Below are 19,040 nucleotides of genomic sequence, written 5' to 3'. Positions count from 1 at the left end.
CAGGGAGGTCCCGCTAACCGGCATCGCCGTTACCGCCTGTTGAATAAAACTATCAAGCCTGCTCATCTGATTCATTCCGTTGCGGTTAGTAGTCCATGACGAATCATAGCACAGGGAATTCCCGCCAGGCGCGCGGCGTCCCGCCGGGGAGTTCATCGTCCGGCCGGGCCGGGAGGCGCTGACCTAGCCGTTGGCGGCAGCCTTGCGCAGGTCGAATACCCGGCAGGCTTTGCCTTCCGAGCGCGGGATGCTGCCGCAGTTGACGATGCTGATATCGGTGGAGATCCCGACCATCGACTTGATGCGGTGGCGCAGCTGATGGCAGATCTGGCAGCGCTGCTCGTGGCTCAGCGACAGGCTGCTCTCTTTCAGCTCCACGCGTACCGAAAGTGAATCAAGATGGCCGCGGCGATTGACCTCCAGCTGGTAGTGCGGTGCCAGATGCTCCACCTTGAGGATCTCCTCCTCCAGCTGCGACGGGAAGACGTTGACGCCGCGAATGATCAGCATGTCGTCGCTGCGTCCGCTGATGCGATCCATCCGCCGCATGCTGCGCGCGGTGCCCGGCAGCAGGCGGGTCAGATCGCGGGTGCGGTAGCGGATCACCGGCAGCGCCTCTTTGGTCAGGGTGGTGAACAGCAGCTCTCCGTGTTCGCCATCCGCCAGCGGCGTGCCGTCGTGCGGGTTGACCACCTCCGGGTAGAAATGGTCTTCCCAGATGGTCGGGCCGTCGGCGGTTTCCAGACACTCCATCGCCACCCCCGGCCCCATGACTTCCGAAAGCCCGTAGATATCCAGAGCGACGATCCCGAGACGGCGCTCGATTTCCGCCCGCATCGCCAGCGTCCACGGCTCGGCGCCGAATACGCCAACCCGCAGGGAGCAGCGGCTGGCATCGCCGCCCATCTGCCGCTCGAGCTCTTCAATCAGGTTCAGGCAGTACGAGGGCGTCACCATAATCATATCCGGCTGAAAATCACGGATCAGCTGCGCCTGTTTTTCCGTCTGGCCGCCGGACATCGGGATCACCGTGGCCCCCAAGCGCTCCGCGCCGTAGTGCGCGCCAAGGCCGCCGGTGAACAGGCCGTAGCCGTAGGCAACGTGGATTTTGTCCTTCGCCGTGCCGCCCGCCGCGCGCAGGGAGCGGGCGACGATGTTGGCCCAGGTATCAATATCGTTTTGCGTGTAGCCCACCACCGTCGGCTTGCCGGTGGTTCCCGACGAGGCGTGGATGCGCACAATCTGCTCCATCGGCACCGCAAAGGTATCGAACGGGTAGTTATCGCGCAGATCCTGCTTGGTGGTGCACGGGAATTTGCTCAGGTCGCTCAGCTCATGGAAATCGTCAGGATGCACCCCCGCCGCGTCAAACTTGCGGCGGTACATCGGAACGTTGTCGTAAGCGTGTTTCAGCGTCCACTTCAGGCGCTGGGTTTGCAGAGCCTGTAATTCGTCACGAGAAGCGTTTTCAATCGGATCTAATTTTGTATTAGTTATCATTTTAGGGTACTCGCAGGTAAATTAGCTCACACTCGCTCGAGGATCATGGCAATGCCCTGACCCACGCCAATACACATCGTACACAGGGCGTAGCGCCCGCCGCGGCGCTGCAGCTCCAGGCTTGCGGTCAGCGCCAGCCGGGCGCCGCTCATTCCCAGCGGGTGGCCGAGAGCGATGGCGCCGCCGTTGGGGTTAACGTGCGCGGCATCGTCCGCCACTCCCAGCTGTCTGAGCACCCCCAGCGCCTGGGCGGCGAAGGCTTCGTTGAGCTCCACCAGATCGATGGATTGCACGTCCAGATTGAGCCGGTCCATCAGGCGGCGGGTGGCGGGGGCGGGACCAAAGCCCATAATGTCTGCGCCGCAGCCTGCTACCGCCCAGCCGTGAATGCGCATCCGCGGCGTTAAACCGCGTTGCTCCGCCTGCCCACGCGTCATCATCACCAGCGCCGCCGCGCCGTCGTTGATCCCGGAGGAATTGGCCGCAGTGATTGCCCCGTCTTTTTTGAAGGCCGGACGCAGGGCGGCGAGTTTTGCGCGCGGGGTATCGCGCGGATGTTCGTCGGTATCGAACCAGCGGGTCGCTTTTTTGCCGTCCGGCACTTCCAGCGCCAGGATCTGCTCGCGAAAGCGGCCCAGCTCAATCGCTTTCAACGCCTTTTGCTGGCTGTCCCAGGCGAAATCGTCCATCGCTTCGCGGGTGATGCCGAAGCGCTCCGCCACGTTTTCGGCGGTCATGCCGTTGTGATAGGGCCCTTCCGGCCAGGTAAGAATGGAGATCAGCCCGTCCTCCAGCTCTCCGTTGCCCATGCGATAGCCATCGCGGGCTTTGCGCAGGTAGTAGGGCAGCTGCGTCATGTTCTCGGTCCCGCAGGCGACCACCACCTCTGCCTGGCCGCTTTGTAGTTCCATCATGCCGTCCGCCAGCGCCTGCAGCCCGGAGCCACACTGGCGGTTGACCGAATAGGCGGTGCTCTCCTGCGGAATCCCGGCCCGCAGCTGGCAGACGCGGGCGATAAAGCCACTTTCGGCGATCTGTCCGACGTTGCCGACGATCACCTCGTCCACCTCCTGCGGCGCCAGCCCGGCACGCTGCACCGCTTCGCGGATCGTCGCCGCGCCGAGATCGTGCTGGTGGGTATGTTTCAGACTGCCGTTGAAGGTTCCTATCGCGGTGCGTACACCGCTGACGATCACAATATCATTGGCCTGTGCCATGGCTTTTCTCCTTACAGAATCATGCCGCCGCCGACGTTAATCACCTCGCCGTTGATGTAGCGAGCCCCCTCGGAGGCCAGAAACGCCACGCATTCGCCGACGTCTTTCGCCTCACCGGCGTAGCCCGCCGGAATTTTGTCGATCATGATTTGCCAGACGTTTTCCGGCACGCCGCGGGTCATATCGGTATCGATAAATCCGGGGCAGATGGCGTTTACCGTCACCCCTTTCTTCGCCAGCTCGCGGCAGGCGGTTTTGGTCATTCCCACCACGCCCGCTTTCGAGGCGGCGTAGTTGGTTTGCCCGATGTTGCCCAGCCAGCTGGCGGAGGCGATGTTGATGATGCGGCCCGCGCCGCGCTCGCGCATGCGGATGGCGGCCTGCTGCATACAGAAGAAGGTCCCTTTCAGGTTGACGTCGATTACCGTATCCCAGTTCTCTTCCGTCAGCTTGTGCAGCATGGCGTCGCGGTTGATCCCGGCGTTATTCACCAGAATATCCACCGGGCCGAACGCCGTTTCCGCCTCGGCGAACAGGGCTTCGACCTGCGCTTTTTCACTGATGTTGCAGCTAATGAAGAGCGCCTCCGCGCCCGCGTCGCGCAGGGCTGCCGCGGCGGTCTCGCCGTGGGCGTCGCGATCGGCGATGACCACGCGCGCTCCTTCGCGGGCGAGTACTTGGGCGATGCCAAAGCCGATGCCGCGTGCGGCGCCGGTGACAATGGCGGTTTGAGTGGCAAGTTTCATAAACGGTTCCTTACGTAGGTGATGATGAATCGGGGGAGAGGCGTTGCGCCAGCCCGCAGGGGGCGGGCTGAAACAGCGCACTGTCCATCACTGTCAGTTCCGGGGCGATTAACGGGCGAAAATCCATGAGCGCCAGGATGTCGCGTTGCAGATCGACGCCGGGGGCGATCTCCGTCAGCACCGGCCCCTCCGGGCGCAGTTCGAACACCGCGCGTTCGGTAACGTAATGCATGGTTTGCCCCTTCGCGCGGGCCAGCTCGCCGTTATAAGAGATCTGGTTGACGCGGGTGACGAACTTGCGCACCTCGCCTTCGCGGACGATGCGCAGCGCCCCCTGTTCGCAGGCGATCTCCAGCCCTTTGGCGGTGAAAGAGGAGCAGAACACCACGTGGCGCGCGTTCTGGGTGATGTCGATAAAGCCGCCGGCGCCGGGACAGGAGGCGCCGAGGCGCGTGGCGTTGACGTGGCCGCATGGGTCCATTTCCCCGGCGCCCATAAAGGTGATGTCCACCCCTGCGCCGTTGTAATAGAGCATCTGGTCCTGGTGGCTTATCATCGCGCTGAGGTTGCAGCCAATACCGAAATCGGTGCCGCCGGCCTGCTGCCCGCCGTAGATGCCCGACTCCACCGTGATAGTGACTCGATCGCCGAGCCGTTCTTCGTGGACGATGGCACCGATGACGTCGTTGGGAATGCCGGTGCCGAGGTTGATGACGCAGCCGGGCGTCAGGTAGCGGCAGGCGATGCGGCCGATCAATTTTCGCAGGTCCAGCGGTAGAGGGGCGCTCTGCGCCGCGGGTAGGCGGATATCGCCGCAGAATGCCGGGTCGAACGCCCAGCCGGAGGTCTGACGATGATCCGTCTCCGGCTCGTCGCAGACGACGATGGCGTCGATCAGCGTTCCGGGCACGGTCACGCTTTTCGGATGCAGCGAGCCCGTCGCCACGCGGTATTTCACCTGCGCCAGCACCTTCGCGCCGTAGCGTTTGGCGGCAAGGATGGCGTGCAGCACTTCCAGCTTCATCGCCTCTTCGTCGGTGGTGAGGTTGCCCGCTTCATCGGCGTGGGTGCCGCGCACAATCACCACATCCAGCGGGATCGCCGGGTAGAAGAGATACTCTGCGCCGCGAAATTCGACATGTTCGATCAGGTTGGGCTGCTCGCGGGTGCGGGCGTTCATGCGCCCACCCTCGATGCGCGGATCGACAAAGGTGCCCAGCCCGACGGGGGAGAGCCGTCCCGGCAGGCCGGCGGCCATAGCGCCATACAGGTGGACCATTTGCCCCTGTGGCAGGCACCAGGCCTCCACGTCGTTGTTATTGATCATCGCCATCCAGCGCGGCGCCAGCCCCCAGTGGGAGCCGATAATACGGCGGACCATCCCGGGATGGGCGAAGTGCTGATTGCCGCGCTGGCGATCGCTCTGCCCGGCGGCGTGCATCAGGGTCAGGTCGCGCGGCGCATCGGTTGCCAGAAAGCGCGCTTCGATGGCTTGAAGAATGGATTCTGCCGCGCCGATAAGCGTCATGCCGACGGTACAAACCGTGTCGCCGCTGCGGATAAGCTGCGCCGCCTCGCGGGCGCTGATAAATCTGCTGCTCACTTTTTCTCCTCCGTCGTCAGGCGGGTGATGGATTCCGCAAGCCGCGTTTTGAGCTGCCGCTTGCTGACCTTGCCGTTATGAGTGCGCGGCAGGGTGCGGGTGAAGATGATGCGGGCCGGGAGCTTGAAGCGGGCGACCTTCACCCTCAGCCAGGCAAGGATCTCCTCGCTGGTGAGGTGGTACTGCGCGTCCGGGACGATAAACGCCACCGGCTCTTCGCCATACACCGGGCTGGGGGCGGGGATCACCGCGACTTCGCGCACGCCCTGATGGGTCGAAATAATGTTTTCCAGCTCAAGGGAGTAAATCTTCTCGCCGCCGCGATTGATCATGTCCTTGCTGCGATCCTTGATATACAGCCAGCCCTCCTCATCGAGATAGCCGAGATCGCCGGTGCAGAACCAGCCCTGCTCGTCGCAGCTGGGGCGCCGTTCGCTGCGCTGCCAGTATTCGCGGATCACCACATCCCCTTTCAGCCAGATATGGCCGATCTGCCGGCTGGGGAGAGGCTGCTGGCGATCGTCGAGGATGCGGATGACAAGGCCGGGGATGGCCTGCCCTGAGCTGCCGCGCTTCTCGTTGTCCCAGACGTCGACCGGGAAGATAGTAGCCGGGGAGGTAGTTTCGGTCAGCCCGTAGATCGGGTGAATAGCGGTATTTGGAAACAGCGTTTTTAACTCGCTGATCAGCCCCTCGTTCAGGTGGCCCGCGCCGCAGGCGATGGCGCGTAGCGAGGGCCAGGTCGTGGGCTGGAGGGCATTGCGCGACCGCGCCGCCTGGCAGAGCAGAATAAATACCGTCGGCGAGCCGTGCAGAAAGGTGATGTTCTGTTCGCGCAGGGTATTCAGTACCTCAGGGGCGTTAAAACGCTGCTGCAGCCAGATGCTGGCGCCGAGGGTGATAAACAGGGACAGCAGCGCCGACAGTCCGGTGATGTGATAGATCGGCACCGCCAGAATGGTGCTATCTGCTTCCGTCAGATTCAGCTTTTGCGCATAGGCGTCGATGGCGCATAGCAGGTTACCGTGGGTGATGATGGCGCCTTTGGGTTCGCCAGTGGTGCCGGAGGTAAACATCATTATCGCCGTGTCGTCGCGGGTCACCTGCACCGGCAGGTCTGACAAAGCCTCTGGCAGCATCAGCGCCTGCCAGTCGGTGAGCGCAACGCAGCGCGCGTTTGCCGTGTGCCCCAGCCAGTCCTGCACGCTGGCATCGAATAACACCGCCTGAGGAGCGATATGGCCCACCAACTCCTCGCTTTCGGCCTGTTTTAGCTTAGTGCTGAAGGGGATCACTTCGATGCCCAGACCGAGCGCGGCGAAAAAGATCTCGCAAAAGGCCGGGTGATTGCCCCAGGCCAGCAAAATGCGATCCCCTTTGTGTAATGACCAGACGCGGTCGAGCTGCGCCATGGTCTGCTGTACCCGCAGGTGGAAATCGCGGTAGCGATAGCGCCGATCTTCAAACGCCAGCGCCAGGGCGTCCGGGCGGCGTGAGGCGCTGTGGTGCAAAGCCTGGTATAAATTGTGAAAGTCGGCGGAGGTGCTGCTCATTTGTCTCTCCTGACATAGCATGATGGCTTGTCGTAGTCTGGAGAATTTCCGCAGCGGAAATTGCTGAATGGCTCACAACAAAAAATCAACAAAATTGGAACGGATTTGTAATATTGCACAAGGCGGCGAGCGGACGGGTTCATTCATTGGCGGGCGGGGGGATTTTGCGCTGCCGGGGCGGCAGTATCGGGGATTCCGTCCCGCGCGGAACGGAATCCCCATCTTTTCGCTCTGACTACCATGCTCCGGTGGCGCAGTCGGTTTGGACAGGGACAGCGTACAGAAACCGGAGCGTACACGCGGTACGTGAGGATTGACTCGCTACGCTCTCCCTTCGAGACTCCCTGAAGGACGTTCAAAATAGTTCCGTCTTTTGTCGAGCACGGCTCTGGGCCAAAATGGCAAGTGAAACAGCTCTAACTGGATTGGCTCTAAGCCTGCGTATCTTTTCACGCCCTGAGCGGCTGCCCGTATCGCAAACCGTTCAGCGGCGTCGTCGGCATGAAAAATAGATGACAGTAAAAGCTCAGCGTGGCGAAAAGTGATTTTGGGATAAAGCAAACGGCGCCTGGGCGCCGTTTGGTGCGGTCGGTTAATCGCGGCTTTGCACCCAGAACGCGTGAATCAGGCCGGGAATATAGCCCAGCAGCGTCAGCACGATGTTAAGAATAAACGCCCAGCCGAATCCTTTACCCAGCAGTACGCCAAGCGGCGGCAGAATAATCGTTAAAACAATTCTCCAGAATCCCATATACGCTCCCTCTAAGTAAAATTAACCGTTTCGCTGATTAAGCTTAGTAATTCTGCCCGAGAGTGCCAGTTTGCTCTGGGGGTTTACTCTCCTTTACGCTTGAAGGCGGGTGGTAACCATCTTTGGGGATGGCATCCAGCATCGGACACACCGTCAACGCCGGTGATAGCGAAGCCTTTAACGTTCAGGCGGATTTATAATCAGTACCGGCATAAAGATGATGGGCGTTTTAAACTCGAGTACCCTTGGGTAAATGAAATGCTTGCCATGTGTGAGTCAAGTGTTTTGGAGCGGTTAAAATATATCGCCGCTTCTTAACATCCCGTTTTTAAAATAGGAATCTTATCAGCCGCTATTTTCAGGTTGCTGGAACAGGCGACTATTTTCAGAAAGTTATAGGATGTTTTAATATGTTTCTGTTTACATCGCGACCCGCGGCGCAATACTCCAGATTTTTTTATCATTCTCGTTCGCCACCTCATACTTTTCAGCCATAGCGACTACCAGTCAAAATGAAGAGGTCTCGGGAGGCTCTGACTGAATATGCTGCAGCGGCTAAGAAGGTGAATTCACCATGACGTGACTTACCAAATGCGGCGATTATTCCATTAATCAGCCCGGCAACGTTTTTAAAACCTGGCGGGATGCATTTAAATTTATAATTAGTTACATCAGTATCAACTTAGAAACAAGTTGATAATCTGTCTATGGATGTTTCTGAAATAAATAGATATCCCTCGCATTTTGCGTATTGCGATATGGATTTTCTACACCGGAACATAGTTAAATTCCGTTTGTTAATCTTTATTTGATCGGTTAATATTTGCGCGAAAAATTTTCTTCATTCGCAGAATATCTAACTCACTGATTTCAAAGACACTGGTAGCTAAGGGTGTAGTAATATGGATCGCTCAGATGACATCCAAAGCTTTATTATTGGGGAGAGGGCTGCGTTCGTCCCTTCCCGGCGGGTGATTGTTGATAGGCTAAATGCAAAAGAAATTAAGCTACATCTTCCTGCGAGCTGCTGTCTGGAAAAGTTACTTCGTCACCAGGGAGAGATTGTTTCTCAGGAAGAGCTGATCCTCTACGGATGGGGGAGCAAGCGCAATGCCGGCGTGAGCCATAACACTTATTACCAGTGTATTTTACATCTCCGAAAGTCCCTTGCCATTATAGGGTTTTCAGACGTTATTGATACGGTGCCAAGGCACGGATTGAGGTTTAATAATAGCGTAAAAGTAGCATATCTGTATCCGGATGAAGATATTGAGCTACAAATTGACAACAGTGTAAAAATCGACCCTGACGGCAAAGAGACCCTGGAGCTGAATAATATCACGGGTGAAATTCCAGCGCTGGAAGAGGTTGATGATACTCTGGCGGTGTTTAATCGCACGGCTGAGGTATTACACGCTCCGGCGGGAGATGAAAGCAAACCAGTCGGTAATTCGCAAAATAGTGGTAGTAATAACGGAAATAAATGGTTAAGACATGTAGGGATTGCCCTCATCGTCGCGATGGCTGGATTGATGACGCTTAATCATCGCCCCAGGGCCGGCGGCGACGCTTTTTCTGACTATATCAAGATCTCTTCCGATGGATGTAGCCTATTTTCGGCAAACCGGACATATTCATCCTCTGAGATTAAGGCAATCCTCGGCACTCTGGGGCTGTCATGTACGAATAACGAAGTCGTTTATTTTACCGCGTCACCCATGAATACGCGGTTAAACTTAATGTATTGCCTGGCTTACGATAAAAACAATCAAAACTGCCGCTCGCTGACGGTAATGAAAAACATGAAGGTAAAGTGATGCGAACAAAGATATACTACCTGGCAGCTTTACTGATAGCGACTGTATTTGCTGCGGTCTATTATTTCAATACGGTTGATTCAAATAATAAAATTGTATGCCAGAGTCGTCATACCTTACTGCATGATGGTTTTCGTCTGGATTCAAATTTTGGCTTCACCCTGGCCAATGATAAAGGTGAACTCACGGTGCACGCCATCGCCGCTGAGAATGGCGTGCAGTCGCAGGTTGGCAGGGTCATTAATTTTACATACGTGAAAAATAATGATGTTTACATACTTAAAAATCAGTATGTCGAGTATCTGAGTACCGATAACAGCAAGGGCAGCAATGTGGATTTTCACTTTCCTGCGTTCTTTTATGAAGCAGGAAAAGAGCTTGCGCTGAAGATTGAGTACGATAAGTATCATAATCCTGTCATCTACTTACATAATATGCCGATGTTCTACTGTAAGAGATATAATCACGCTTAAATCATCCGGCAGAAATCTGCCGTCATGGTCGGCTGTCAAAGATCGCCGCGGCCTGAAAGGACGATGACGACTCAGAGCGCTTTTTGCTTATGGCATACGTAGGCTGGCAAGGTCGAGAATATAAATAAGTAGCTGTTCTGTTGTTCAAGTATTTTCACATAAATATCCTTTTGGGGATAGACGAAAAACAAAGGCTCATATTTCTCTAACCAGCTATTGTTAACGGTTTCATCAGGAAAGACCACATTGTTAACCGAGTGCAGGTGATAAACGTTGTTGCGCTTTTCAATGTTGAAAAATATTTTTCGATTGAATTTGTTCGCCCCATTAGTAATGGAGCGGCCATTCATGCTGAGCATGCCGCTATCCTGGCTAATTCTGTACGTTAACGAGACATAGAGGCTCTCGTCCGCGTGGTGCTGAACAAAGTTTGCTTTGCATGTGAATTCAAGCGGCTGATAACGCTGCCACAACGAATAACCAGCCAGTATTAAAGTTAAAAATAAGCATACACAAAGCACATACACCGATGCACGGTAATGTCTCATTCTAATGATCCTCGATAAAATAGTTTGAAATACAGTAGTTCGGGCTGGACATGGGTTTATTACAGCGAATCACCGAAGCCCTGGGCAGCATGGCGTATCTGCTGATATATACCCATGGGAACTTTTGGCAGTCAGATTTGAACTGAACGCCGTAGTTAAGCGCTTTCTTTCGTTCATCAGCGTTATGAATATCTTTATTGAGGAACAGGTGGCAGCCATTGGTGTTGACGGTGAGCTGATAGTTTTCGAAGTAACGCTGGTCCTGGAAGTGCGTCACTATGACCTTGAGATCCGTCAGCAGGATAGAAAAGATAAGAATCGTGATGAGAAAAAAAAGCTTACTGAATCTGCCGGCGTCTCTCTTTTGCAGGTACAGCGGAGCAGGGATGCCGGGCGCTGAGGCCGGTATATCAGCAACGGACTCGACTGTCTCGTGCGGGCTGCTGGCATGGCCAGAGTCTGCCTTGTTCAACTCTTCATAAGATGCGGACAATACCGCTTCATCGGCTGCCTGCCCGTCATCATTGTCTGACGCTGGCGGGTCAGTGGATTCCATGGCCTGAATCCGTGTATCAAGGGCCAGCGTTAAGCCAATACGCGGTATGGTTGTGATGGGGTCGCTGGTAAACCCAATTTCTTTCATCCCCTTTCTGAGTAGACAAATGTTTTGATAGTAGGTATTTGCTGAGACAACGAGCCCGAGTTTTTCCCAAACGTGATACATAAACTCTTGCTGCGTCACAATTGTGCCGGATCTCTCGATTAATAATAATAAACAACGGCTTGCCGGAGAGTTCAGAACGACCATATTCGTGGGGGTGATAATATTCCTTAACTTGCGGGTCGTTGGGTGGAATTCAACGGTATTGTTAATAACGTAATATCTATGCATTAATTATATATAACTCATTCAGCAGCAGGTGAGATTTATCCGGCAGATGCAGATAAAATTAAGATATTTTCACATTTAGAGAAAAGTATAAGTGATAGATTAAGCGCTGCATACTCTGTCACCTGGCGAAAATTCTTATTTATATAATTGCTTTGAATCAACGAGCCTGTCTGGTCGGGCTATCGCGGGCATGATATTCCTTCCATCAATAACAGAAACGAATCATCGGCTTGCCATTACGCGTCTGCATGGGCCTGACGGCAGATTGTCTGAAATAAGATTAAGTTAAGATCGATCCCGACATGACTTTCACTTTATGTTTTAACCCGGCGATGCAGTGAAATGATGGCGCAACGCTTTTGCCATCATTCAATAAAGTATTCGGAAATACACGAGGTCGATTGTGCGAAGGGTTTATTGCAGCGGATGATCGAGGTTCTGGGGAGGTCTGCACCTGTCGTCACGTATACCCAAGGGTAGTCCCGACAATCGCGGGTGATATGTTCGCCATATTTGCTGAGCATTGCTTTTTTCAGGCTGTCGGATGCCGGTTCTGCCGATAAAACATGGCACCGTTGGGTCGAGGTTATCGTTTCATAGCCCGAAAAATAGCTTTCTTTTATACCCGCCATGTATAAGAGAAGCGCGGCCATCGCGGCGATGCCTGCCGCCAGAAGAACGCTATTTTTTACCGTGAAAACCGGCCTGCTTCTCTTAACGCTGATAAGCGTGGCTGGAAGGGGCTTATTACCGTCTCCCGGCCATGCCGGCTCATTTTTTAAGCCATATTCGCCGAGGCTCGTTGATGCGCGTTCGATCTCCTCGCGGCTGGTGTTTTTAACCACTGCGATCGATGTACTGTGGAGCGGTTTCTTTGTGCTTCCTGAGCCAGGGGATGCGTCCGCGACTGATTGACGGATTTGCGTGCCGGAGGCCAGAGTCAGCCCAATCCGGGGAAGGGTGATGATCACATTATCCTCCAGCCCGGCATGGATAAGGCCTCTGCGGAGAATCGAGATATTCTGGTAATAGGCGTTGGCGGTGACTCGCATGCCGCTCTGTTTCCAGACGATATCCATAAAATCCTGCTGCGAGACGACACTACCTGCGTGATTAATTAATAGCAGCAAACAGCGTCCGGCGGGTAAATTAAGCGTAACCTTAAGGTCGGGTGTGTGGATATTACGTAAAGTGCTTGTCGCCGGCTGGAACTCTACGCATTCATTAATGATATAATTAGTGCGCAAGTCCGTTATTAATTTATATGATTTATTGCTGTCGTTTGCCATTTTATTTACCTCCTGGTAAAAGACAAGCATAAGCACGTGAACGTAATAACTGTAAAATGAATTTTGTTATTATTATATTATTTAAACATACTCTTTCGTGACGTCCGGTTAAGGCCCGCTAGCCCTTTCGCCCTGAAGTCAGGGCGACAGAACGGTCTCCTGACTTCAGGGCTGGCCTAATGATAAGGGTCTCGCGAGTCGTTTGTCGCATGAGTCGGGCAGGCTGTTAACCTCCGAATGCGGAAGTTCATGCGGCAGGCGCTGGCGACCTTATTCAAAACACCCGTATTTACACCAATCGTTTAAGCCCTCTTGCTGAGGGCATTTTATACTCTGAATACCGGGATTAATCCTCCTGGATAACGACTTCCAGAACCGCTTTCACCAGTCCGTCCGAAATATCATCATTCATGCGGAAATAATCAGCGGTAAAACGGATGTCCTGATTAAGACTCAGGGACGAAATAGTGTAGGCATCGGTATCGAAAAACTTCACCGGGGAGTTATCTTTTTTCAGAATGATCCCGACGTTTTGGGCACCAACGCTTACTGTATTTTCCAGCACCCCGACATCGGTGGCAACCGCTCCCTTAGGGTTAAACCAGTAGGTGAGTTTCTTACCTTGCATATCCGTTGGGCAGGAAATATTCATATCAATTGCTTTACCTTTGCCGGTAGTCGCACCGCGGGCAAGTGCCAGCAGCTCGCTTCTGGAAATTCTTTGCAGATTGACCGTGCCCGGCCCTTTAAGAGAGATATTGCAGCTCTTATTACGGAAGGTAATTCCTGATGTTTTGGGGTTTACCCAGTAGATAAGGCCTTTTCTTGCATAGTCCAGGTAGCCCGGGTCTGCCACGCGAAACTCAATTTCGACGTTGATGTTGGTCGCCCCGCTGGTATCAATGGGGCCTGTTTTAACTAACCAGGCAGAAAAGAACGGCGTTGCGCGAAACTGCGCGGATCTATCAAAAGGCGTTGGCCAGCTTCCTGCCTGTCCGACGATCTGTTTGCCGACTCGGCTCGCGAATATATCGCTGAACTGAATACCGATACCGTCAACGCCGGTTTCATAAACGGGCATGCCGCGAAGGCTCATCCCCGAAACCTCTGGCCTGTTCACGGCGACAATATATTGCGCCCCCGGTTCGCAGGTATAGAGTCGGTGGTGTAGGTTCATCCCGCCTATCGTTCGGCTATAAAGGATTGCGCCAACCGGAAGGGTGGGATCGGCTGATATCCTGGGGTACATCGTCATACCCTGGCGCTCTTCTGTGCCACCATTAGGACCCTCATTACCCGCAGAATCGGTATAAGAGCATAGCCGTGCAGCCGAAACCCCGCTGCAGAAAAATATCCCGGCCAGCAGTACAATCATTTTTTTCATTTTACTCATCTCGTTATGATTATTATCGACACAGGGCTTCAGTCTGGCTGACTCCGGAGTTTTTCTTCTGGCCGGCAGGCAAGGTATAGATGGCGGTACATTTCTGGCCCGCATTTTTACCCCAGCTGACCGTCAGCGCGCCCGTTGGCTGCAGGCCGGTCATATAAACCATACCGGCGTCGCTCACGATGCTGGCCTGGGATTTAGCTGCGCCGGCAAGCGTGGCCATTGCGCCAAAAGGCACCTCGCGGCCTGCGGGAGTTTTAAGCCGAATAAATGCCCGCTGCCCAATATTCCCGGCATAGTTTGCGCGCACGATAGCGCCGCGAGTGGGGACAACCTGCTGCGTGGTCTGCATCAGCTCCATATCGTCGCCAAATGATGTGCTGTCCAGAGTGATATCGGTACTCCGGTAGGGGGTAATATAGGGAACGATGGCATAGCCGCGACTGTCCGTGACGATCGTTGAATCCGAGCTGAGCCTGACGTTATCCAGACCCGGGGCCTGGATTAGCACGGCCGCGTCGCTGATATTCTGCCCAAACGTTATTCCGTTCGCGTGTGCGATCAGGCTGCCGCTGGCGCCGTAGTCGAGCCGCCGGCTGTTGCCGTCGTAGCTATAGCCGCCGTTTACGCTGCCGCGCGAGCCGTTATAGGCTCCCCTGATATCGCCGCTATAGTGCTCACGATTGCTGTAGCCCTGCTGGATGTTCCAGTCGAGGTTATTATTTTCCAGCCCGATGCCGCCTAAAGAAACGTACTGATCCGTAGACCCTGGGCTACTTTCGGTGATCTGATAGCTGGCATAGGTATTGGGCAGCCAGTTGCTCAGCGGGATGGAGATGGTGAGCGCGAGGCGCTGATCGTTTCTCGCCTCGCGGCTGGAGCTGTGTGAACCCCAGGTATAGCGGTTGTAGCTATATCCCAGATAGTAGCTAACGCCTTGCCAGCCGCCGTTATAGCCAAGGCTCAACGATCTATTTGTCCGTTTGTTGTCCCAATAATCTTCGACAAGCGCGCTGATGGACAGGCTCCCTCGCGCTTTTCCCAGGCTCTGGTTTAGCGTCAGGTTGGTACGATTGCGTACAGAACGCGCCGAGTAATAGCGTCCATTATCGGAATAGGTATTAAGCACTTCGGACAGGGTATTAAACCCTCGCGTCGAGTAGCGATAGCCCGCAATAGTAAAGTTGGTTCCGGTTTCGATAATATTCTTACCGTAGCGTATGCGCCACGACTGGCCGGACGTTTTATCGTCATAGCGTTTTTTAGACCAGGCCTGGGTTACGTCCGCCGACAGGGCGCCAAGGCTGGCGAGGTTATACCCCAGTCCGCTGGAGAGTGCCTGATATTTTGCCGATGCCTGCACGCCGCCAAAAATCGTTGCGCTGGTTGAGACGCCGTATTTGGCTGTGGCCTGGGTAAAAGGCGTGTCATCAATAGCGCCGACGTAAGGCCGGTATTTCCCCGAGGTGATTTCATATTCGAACTGGTTCTCCCTTAGCATGACCGGTAGGGCCGCAAAGGGCACGATAAAGTTCTGCCTCGACCCGTCGGACTCTTCAACCGTAACGTACAGATCGCCACTCCCGCCGCTGGGGTACATATCCGTAATTTCAAACGCGCCCGGCGCGACGTAGGTCTGGTAAACCTGATAGCCATTCTGCTTGATCACCACGCGGGCGTTGGTTTTCGCAATACCGCGGATCACCGGGGCGTAGCCGCGCATGCTCTCCGGCAGCATGCTGGTATCCGTCGCCAGCTGCACGCCGGAGAAGGGAACGCTATCGAATATGCCGGACAGAGAAGAGCTTTCGCCGAGGATCAGGTTGCTGCCGATGGAGCGCAAGCTGCGCTGGATATAAAGATAGGCGGAGTCAAAATGAGTCGATTCACCCTTACTTTTGTTCCACATGCTAAGGTTTCTGACGCGCCACGGGCCGATGTTTATTCCGGACTCCAGATTCAGGCCGTAGTATTCATTATCGCTTTTAAAATCCTGCGAACCGTTAAACTGATAGTTCACAAACATGGCGTTGATGCCGTCATCAAACTTTTCCGGCGGGATATAGTCGTTGGCCACCGTGCTCATCGCGGCCTGAGGCGTGGATATATCCAGGCGCTGGGCGGTGAAATCGAAAATTGTTTTGCTGTCTGGAATAATATCGAAGTTGGCACAGCCTTGTTCATTCTCTTTCAGCTCGGGGAATGATTTAACTCTGACGCCATACCGGGAGAGTGCATCCAGCGTAAAGCAGGGGATCAGGTTTAACTGTTTATCAAGCCTGCTGCGCTCGGTCGTCACAAATTTAACGTTTTTAGTTTCCAGGTAGCGGCCATTAAAAACGACATCGACCCGGTAGTCTCCCGGAGCCTGAGCGTTGACAGATTGATAAATCGACAGGTCGGGAACGCTGGATGCATCACCTCCGTTGGCAGATGTAATAAATGCGGGATCAAAGAATTCACGCGCGTTCACCGTAGTGTGAATGCTCGCCGTCATTATAGTAATAATCGCTATGCAGAGCGTAGATAGCCTGAAGCCATCTCTGTGTTCTATTGGCATAAAAACATCCATTTATAAATGCGAACTGTTTATGGCAATTTCGATGAATAGAGGGAACCTGCACCTCCATAATCATTGACTATTTTCCACGTTACTTTGGTAGCATTGCCGTTATCTTTTAGCGTTATAGATTTTGATGAAAAGGGCTCGATGAACTTAATGTCTGTCTGGTATTCACTGGCGCCAATCTGTACGTTTCTAAAATAGAAGAAAAATGGCGTCGGGTTTTTTATGGTTAGCTGCTTTCCGGCCCGGCGCCATTCTATTTTTCCGGCTTCGGTATTATTAGAGAGTTCGGCTAACGCTTTTGGCCGGTAAATAAGCCGCATACGATGGCGAACGGCAAGCTGAATGGTATTGCTATTCGCATAGGTATCATCCGATGGCGGGATAGCCATAACATTAAAAAAGTAAGACGATTCGCGATCGGTAGGGGCGCTGATGTTGCCAGTGGAGAATATACGAACGGTATTTTTCTGCTTCATCTCCAGGCGGAAAAGGGGAGGCGTGACCATAAATGCCGGCGTTTTTCCCTCTGGTGCTTCAACCCACGATTTGATCAGATAAGGCATCTCGTCTTTATTCTCAATTTGCGCAGATATCTCACGAGCGCCTTCTTTATAAAGATAGCGGGTTGATTCGATAACAATTCCTGCATGCGCAAAGCCGCTTAGCATCATAGCGAAGGCAATGATTGCCTTGATCATCATCTGGTACATTAGATTCCTTCAGCATTTAATTAAAAGGGCCTGCTGGAGCAGCAGGCCCTTTAAAAATTAATTAGATGGTGTAATCAATGGTAAAGGTTGCGACGCCTTTAACCGGACCTTCAGTAACCGGGTTTGCTCCGTTGACTTTCACGTAGCCAGCGAGGTATTCCAGGTTAGTAGTCTGCTGCGGGGTATAAGCTTCGTTAACCGCAGTGCCATCGAACTTGATACGGGAGCTGTCGCTCAGTTTCTGAATACCGATACCGATGTTTGTGGCGCCGTCCTCGGCAACGTTGTCCAGAATTTCAGGCGATGAAGAGTTTGTCCCGGTAACTTTAACGCTCAGGCCAGTAACGTTGTTTTCATCCGGGCCGCCGATGGCACAGTCGCTCACCTGGAAACCAAACTTTTGGTTTTTGAATAAGGTGTTAACAGCCTTACCCGTTGCTTCGGCAGTGGTCACGGTCATTAACTTAACGATGCCGTTGTTGAGGGTTCCGGTCGGCGTTACGACGCAAGAGGTCTTAGAGTCTGCTACTTCACCCTGGATGGTGACTTCAGCCTGGTTTGTTGCAAAAACCTGAGCGCTGAAAGCGGTAGAGGCAGTAATAACCATAGCCAGAATTGTTTTTTTCATCCGTTTAATCCATTCATTTAAAGTTAAAATATTAATTACCGGAAAAAGAGACTGAATATAGGCTTCAGCAGCTTAATCCCGTATGTATCCATATATACTTACTCCGCAACCCTTACGGCTTGTATGGGTAAGTGCCGATATATTAATCCCGGTCTGTTAAAATACTCATCTGATTTTTTTTCAATAAAACTTAATACACACAAAGAAGCGTTCGGTGAGAGGGGGCGGTGGTTTTTCTTAACGACGGGAAGGCGGCTTATGGCGGGCGCTGGCGGGCTGGTTAACGTGAGGGGTTATCCCCAGAGATAAACGGGGAGGTTAAACAAAGTTAATATCTACAAAGATTTTGTACGGTTTCACCATAAGGGAAGAATCGGCGACGCTATTTTTTTAGAGAAGGCATTAGTGAAACGCTTATAATAAGCGAGGTAAGGTTATTACCCTGCTGTTTATTATTCACGGTAGCGGTAATATCAGCGTTATTGCTGACGACAGCGCGTTGGCGGTTCTCACACCCGGCAGATAAAAAGTTGAGATGACTACTGGCGCGACTTTAGGGTCCTGTCCCGGGGTTGTGATGGTGCCGGCTCTGCGGTCATTCTCTTTATTGTTAATTTTTTATGTGATTGTTAATAAAAGGAAAAATATCTTTCTTTTTATGATTAAGAAAAATTAATCGCGTCCATCACTGCGCCCCTGACGCGAGAATCTACCTGGCCTTCTTCGTCATCCGAGCCGCGGTAAGCCGGGAACGCCGTACCTGTGCTCAAAGGTTGTTGAGAGCGGATTAAGCCCTGATAACGAGGTCCGCTGTTGATGGGCGATTTTCTTATCCATATTTTTATTTCTTATTTAGTTCTGAAGTTTGGATTATTCATGAAACTAAAGTTGTTTTTTTACGGGAAGTGCCGAAAATAGCCTCCCATCAACACAGCATATGTGATTGATAAATTCATACCATCTGGAATATACAAATTAAATATATAAGGAATAGTGATGAAAGTACTTTCTCTTGAAGAAATGAATGCCGTTTCGGGTGCCTACTCCTGGAGCAGCCCGTGGGATATTTTTGGCAATATTGGTGAAGCGGTAGTCAGCGCAACGCTTGGCGCGGTTGCCGGCTTTGCTACTGGCGCAATCATTGGCGGAAAGCACGGCGGTGACGGCGGCGGAATTCTCGGATTCGGCACTATCGGCCAGGGCGTTGGGATGATCGGCGCCGGTATTATCGGCGGCATCACCTGCGGTATCGGCGGGCTGATCGTTGGTTTCGAGGACACCTGGAAATATACCCAAATAGCACTTGATGGTTTCCTTGACGGTACCTTCAAGCCTTAATTTTGGCTAGCTTCCA

16 protein-coding genes are annotated in these 19,040 nt (G+C 53.3%); 3 read left to right on the top strand and 13 right to left on the bottom strand.

Annotated elements, in window-relative coordinates; translation table 11 throughout:
- Nucleotides 1-183: 183 nt before the first annotated feature.
- The 6 genes from paaK to PFH44_RS09625 form a co-directional block, all read right to left on the bottom strand.
- Nucleotides 184-1,500 (bottom strand): phenylacetate--CoA ligase PaaK, encoded by a 1,317-nt coding sequence (paaK, locus tag PFH44_RS09650; RefSeq protein WP_045855142.1) that lies wholly within the window; start codon nt 1,498-1,500, stop codon nt 184-186.
- 26 nt (nt 1,501-1,526) lie between these two features.
- Nucleotides 1,527-2,717, bottom strand: a complete 1,191-nt coding sequence (locus PFH44_RS09645; RefSeq protein ID WP_283824896.1) for a thiolase family protein — start codon at nt 2,715-2,717, stop codon at nt 1,527-1,529.
- An 11-nt stretch (nt 2,718-2,728) separates the two neighbouring features.
- Entirely contained in the window at nt 2,729-3,463 is a 735-nt protein-coding gene (gene fabG, locus PFH44_RS09640) for a 3-oxoacyl-ACP reductase FabG (RefSeq protein WP_045853243.1), read from the bottom strand.
- 10 nt (nt 3,464-3,473) lie between these two features.
- On the bottom strand, nt 3,474-5,066 hold the full coding sequence (locus PFH44_RS09635; RefSeq protein WP_045853242.1) for an acyl CoA:acetate/3-ketoacid CoA transferase: 1,593 nt from the start codon (nt 5,064-5,066) through the stop codon (nt 3,474-3,476).
- On the bottom strand, nt 5,063-6,619 hold the full coding sequence (locus PFH44_RS09630; protein WP_045853241.1) for a class I adenylate-forming enzyme family protein: 1,557 nt from the start codon (nt 6,617-6,619) through the stop codon (nt 5,063-5,065). The genes PFH44_RS09635 and PFH44_RS09630 overlap by 4 nt, the downstream gene beginning before the upstream one ends.
- 592 nt (nt 6,620-7,211) lie before the next feature.
- Nucleotides 7,212-7,370 carry a YqaE/Pmp3 family membrane protein gene (locus PFH44_RS09625; RefSeq protein WP_045853240.1) on the bottom strand — a complete coding sequence of 53 codons (159 nt, stop codon included), beginning with the start codon at nt 7,368-7,370 and terminating at the stop codon, nt 7,212-7,214.
- Nucleotides 7,371-8,272: 902 nt separating this feature from the next.
- Between PFH44_RS09625 and PFH44_RS09620 the strand changes: the two genes are divergently transcribed.
- Nucleotides 8,273-9,187, top strand: a complete 915-nt coding sequence (locus tag PFH44_RS09620) for a winged helix-turn-helix domain-containing protein (protein ID WP_283824895.1) — start codon at nt 8,273-8,275, stop codon at nt 9,185-9,187.
- Complete coding sequence (locus PFH44_RS09615; RefSeq protein ID WP_283824894.1) at nt 9,187-9,660, top strand: hypothetical protein; 474 nt, start codon at nt 9,187-9,189, stop codon at nt 9,658-9,660. Before PFH44_RS09620 ends, PFH44_RS09615 begins: the two co-directional genes overlap by 1 nt.
- Nucleotides 9,661-9,731: 71 nt before the next feature.
- Here PFH44_RS09615 and PFH44_RS09610 read toward each other — a convergent pair whose 3' ends face one another.
- From PFH44_RS09610 to PFH44_RS09580, 7 genes are all read right to left on the bottom strand, one after another.
- Nucleotides 9,732-10,208, bottom strand: coding sequence for a hypothetical protein (locus PFH44_RS09610; RefSeq protein WP_045853238.1), 477 nt, complete (start codon nt 10,206-10,208; stop codon nt 9,732-9,734).
- Nucleotide 10,209: 1 nt separating this feature from the next.
- A complete protein-coding gene (locus tag PFH44_RS09605; RefSeq protein ID WP_283824893.1) occupies nt 10,210-11,100 on the bottom strand; it encodes a winged helix-turn-helix domain-containing protein in 891 nt (296 codons plus the stop codon).
- 365 nt (nt 11,101-11,465) lie between these two features.
- A complete protein-coding gene (locus tag PFH44_RS09600; RefSeq protein ID WP_283824892.1) occupies nt 11,466-12,389 on the bottom strand; it encodes a winged helix-turn-helix domain-containing protein in 924 nt (307 codons plus the stop codon).
- A 346-nt stretch (nt 12,390-12,735) separates the two neighbouring features.
- The gene (locus PFH44_RS09595; protein WP_283824891.1) at nt 12,736-13,773 is read right to left on the bottom strand and encodes a fimbrial protein; all 1,038 of its coding nucleotides are present in this window, start codon (nt 13,771-13,773) and stop codon (nt 12,736-12,738) included.
- Nucleotides 13,774-13,795: 22 nt separating this feature from the next.
- The gene (locus PFH44_RS09590) at nt 13,796-16,339 is read right to left on the bottom strand and encodes a fimbria/pilus outer membrane usher protein (RefSeq protein WP_283824890.1); all 2,544 of its coding nucleotides are present in this window, start codon (nt 16,337-16,339) and stop codon (nt 13,796-13,798) included.
- A gap of 29 nt (nt 16,340-16,368) precedes the next feature.
- The gene (locus PFH44_RS09585) at nt 16,369-17,058 is read right to left on the bottom strand and encodes a fimbrial biogenesis chaperone (protein ID WP_045853233.1); all 690 of its coding nucleotides are present in this window, start codon (nt 17,056-17,058) and stop codon (nt 16,369-16,371) included.
- Between the two features lie 61 nt (nt 17,059-17,119).
- Nucleotides 17,120-17,686, bottom strand: coding sequence for a fimbrial protein (locus PFH44_RS09580; protein ID WP_045853232.1), 567 nt, complete (start codon nt 17,684-17,686; stop codon nt 17,120-17,122).
- A 996-nt stretch (nt 17,687-18,682) separates the two neighbouring features.
- Between PFH44_RS09580 and PFH44_RS09575 the strand changes: the two genes are divergently transcribed.
- Nucleotides 18,683-19,024 (top strand): hypothetical protein, encoded by a 342-nt coding sequence (locus tag PFH44_RS09575; protein WP_283824889.1) that lies wholly within the window; start codon nt 18,683-18,685, stop codon nt 19,022-19,024.
- Nucleotides 19,025-19,040 lie beyond the last annotated feature (16 nt).

The organism is Klebsiella sp. Ech2A, from assembly GCF_030078455.1.
GTDB lineage: Bacteria > Pseudomonadota > Gammaproteobacteria > Enterobacterales > Enterobacteriaceae > Klebsiella > Klebsiella terrigena.
The sequence above is the reverse complement of the archived record's forward strand: the minus strand, read 5'-3'. Positions and strand labels throughout refer to the sequence as shown.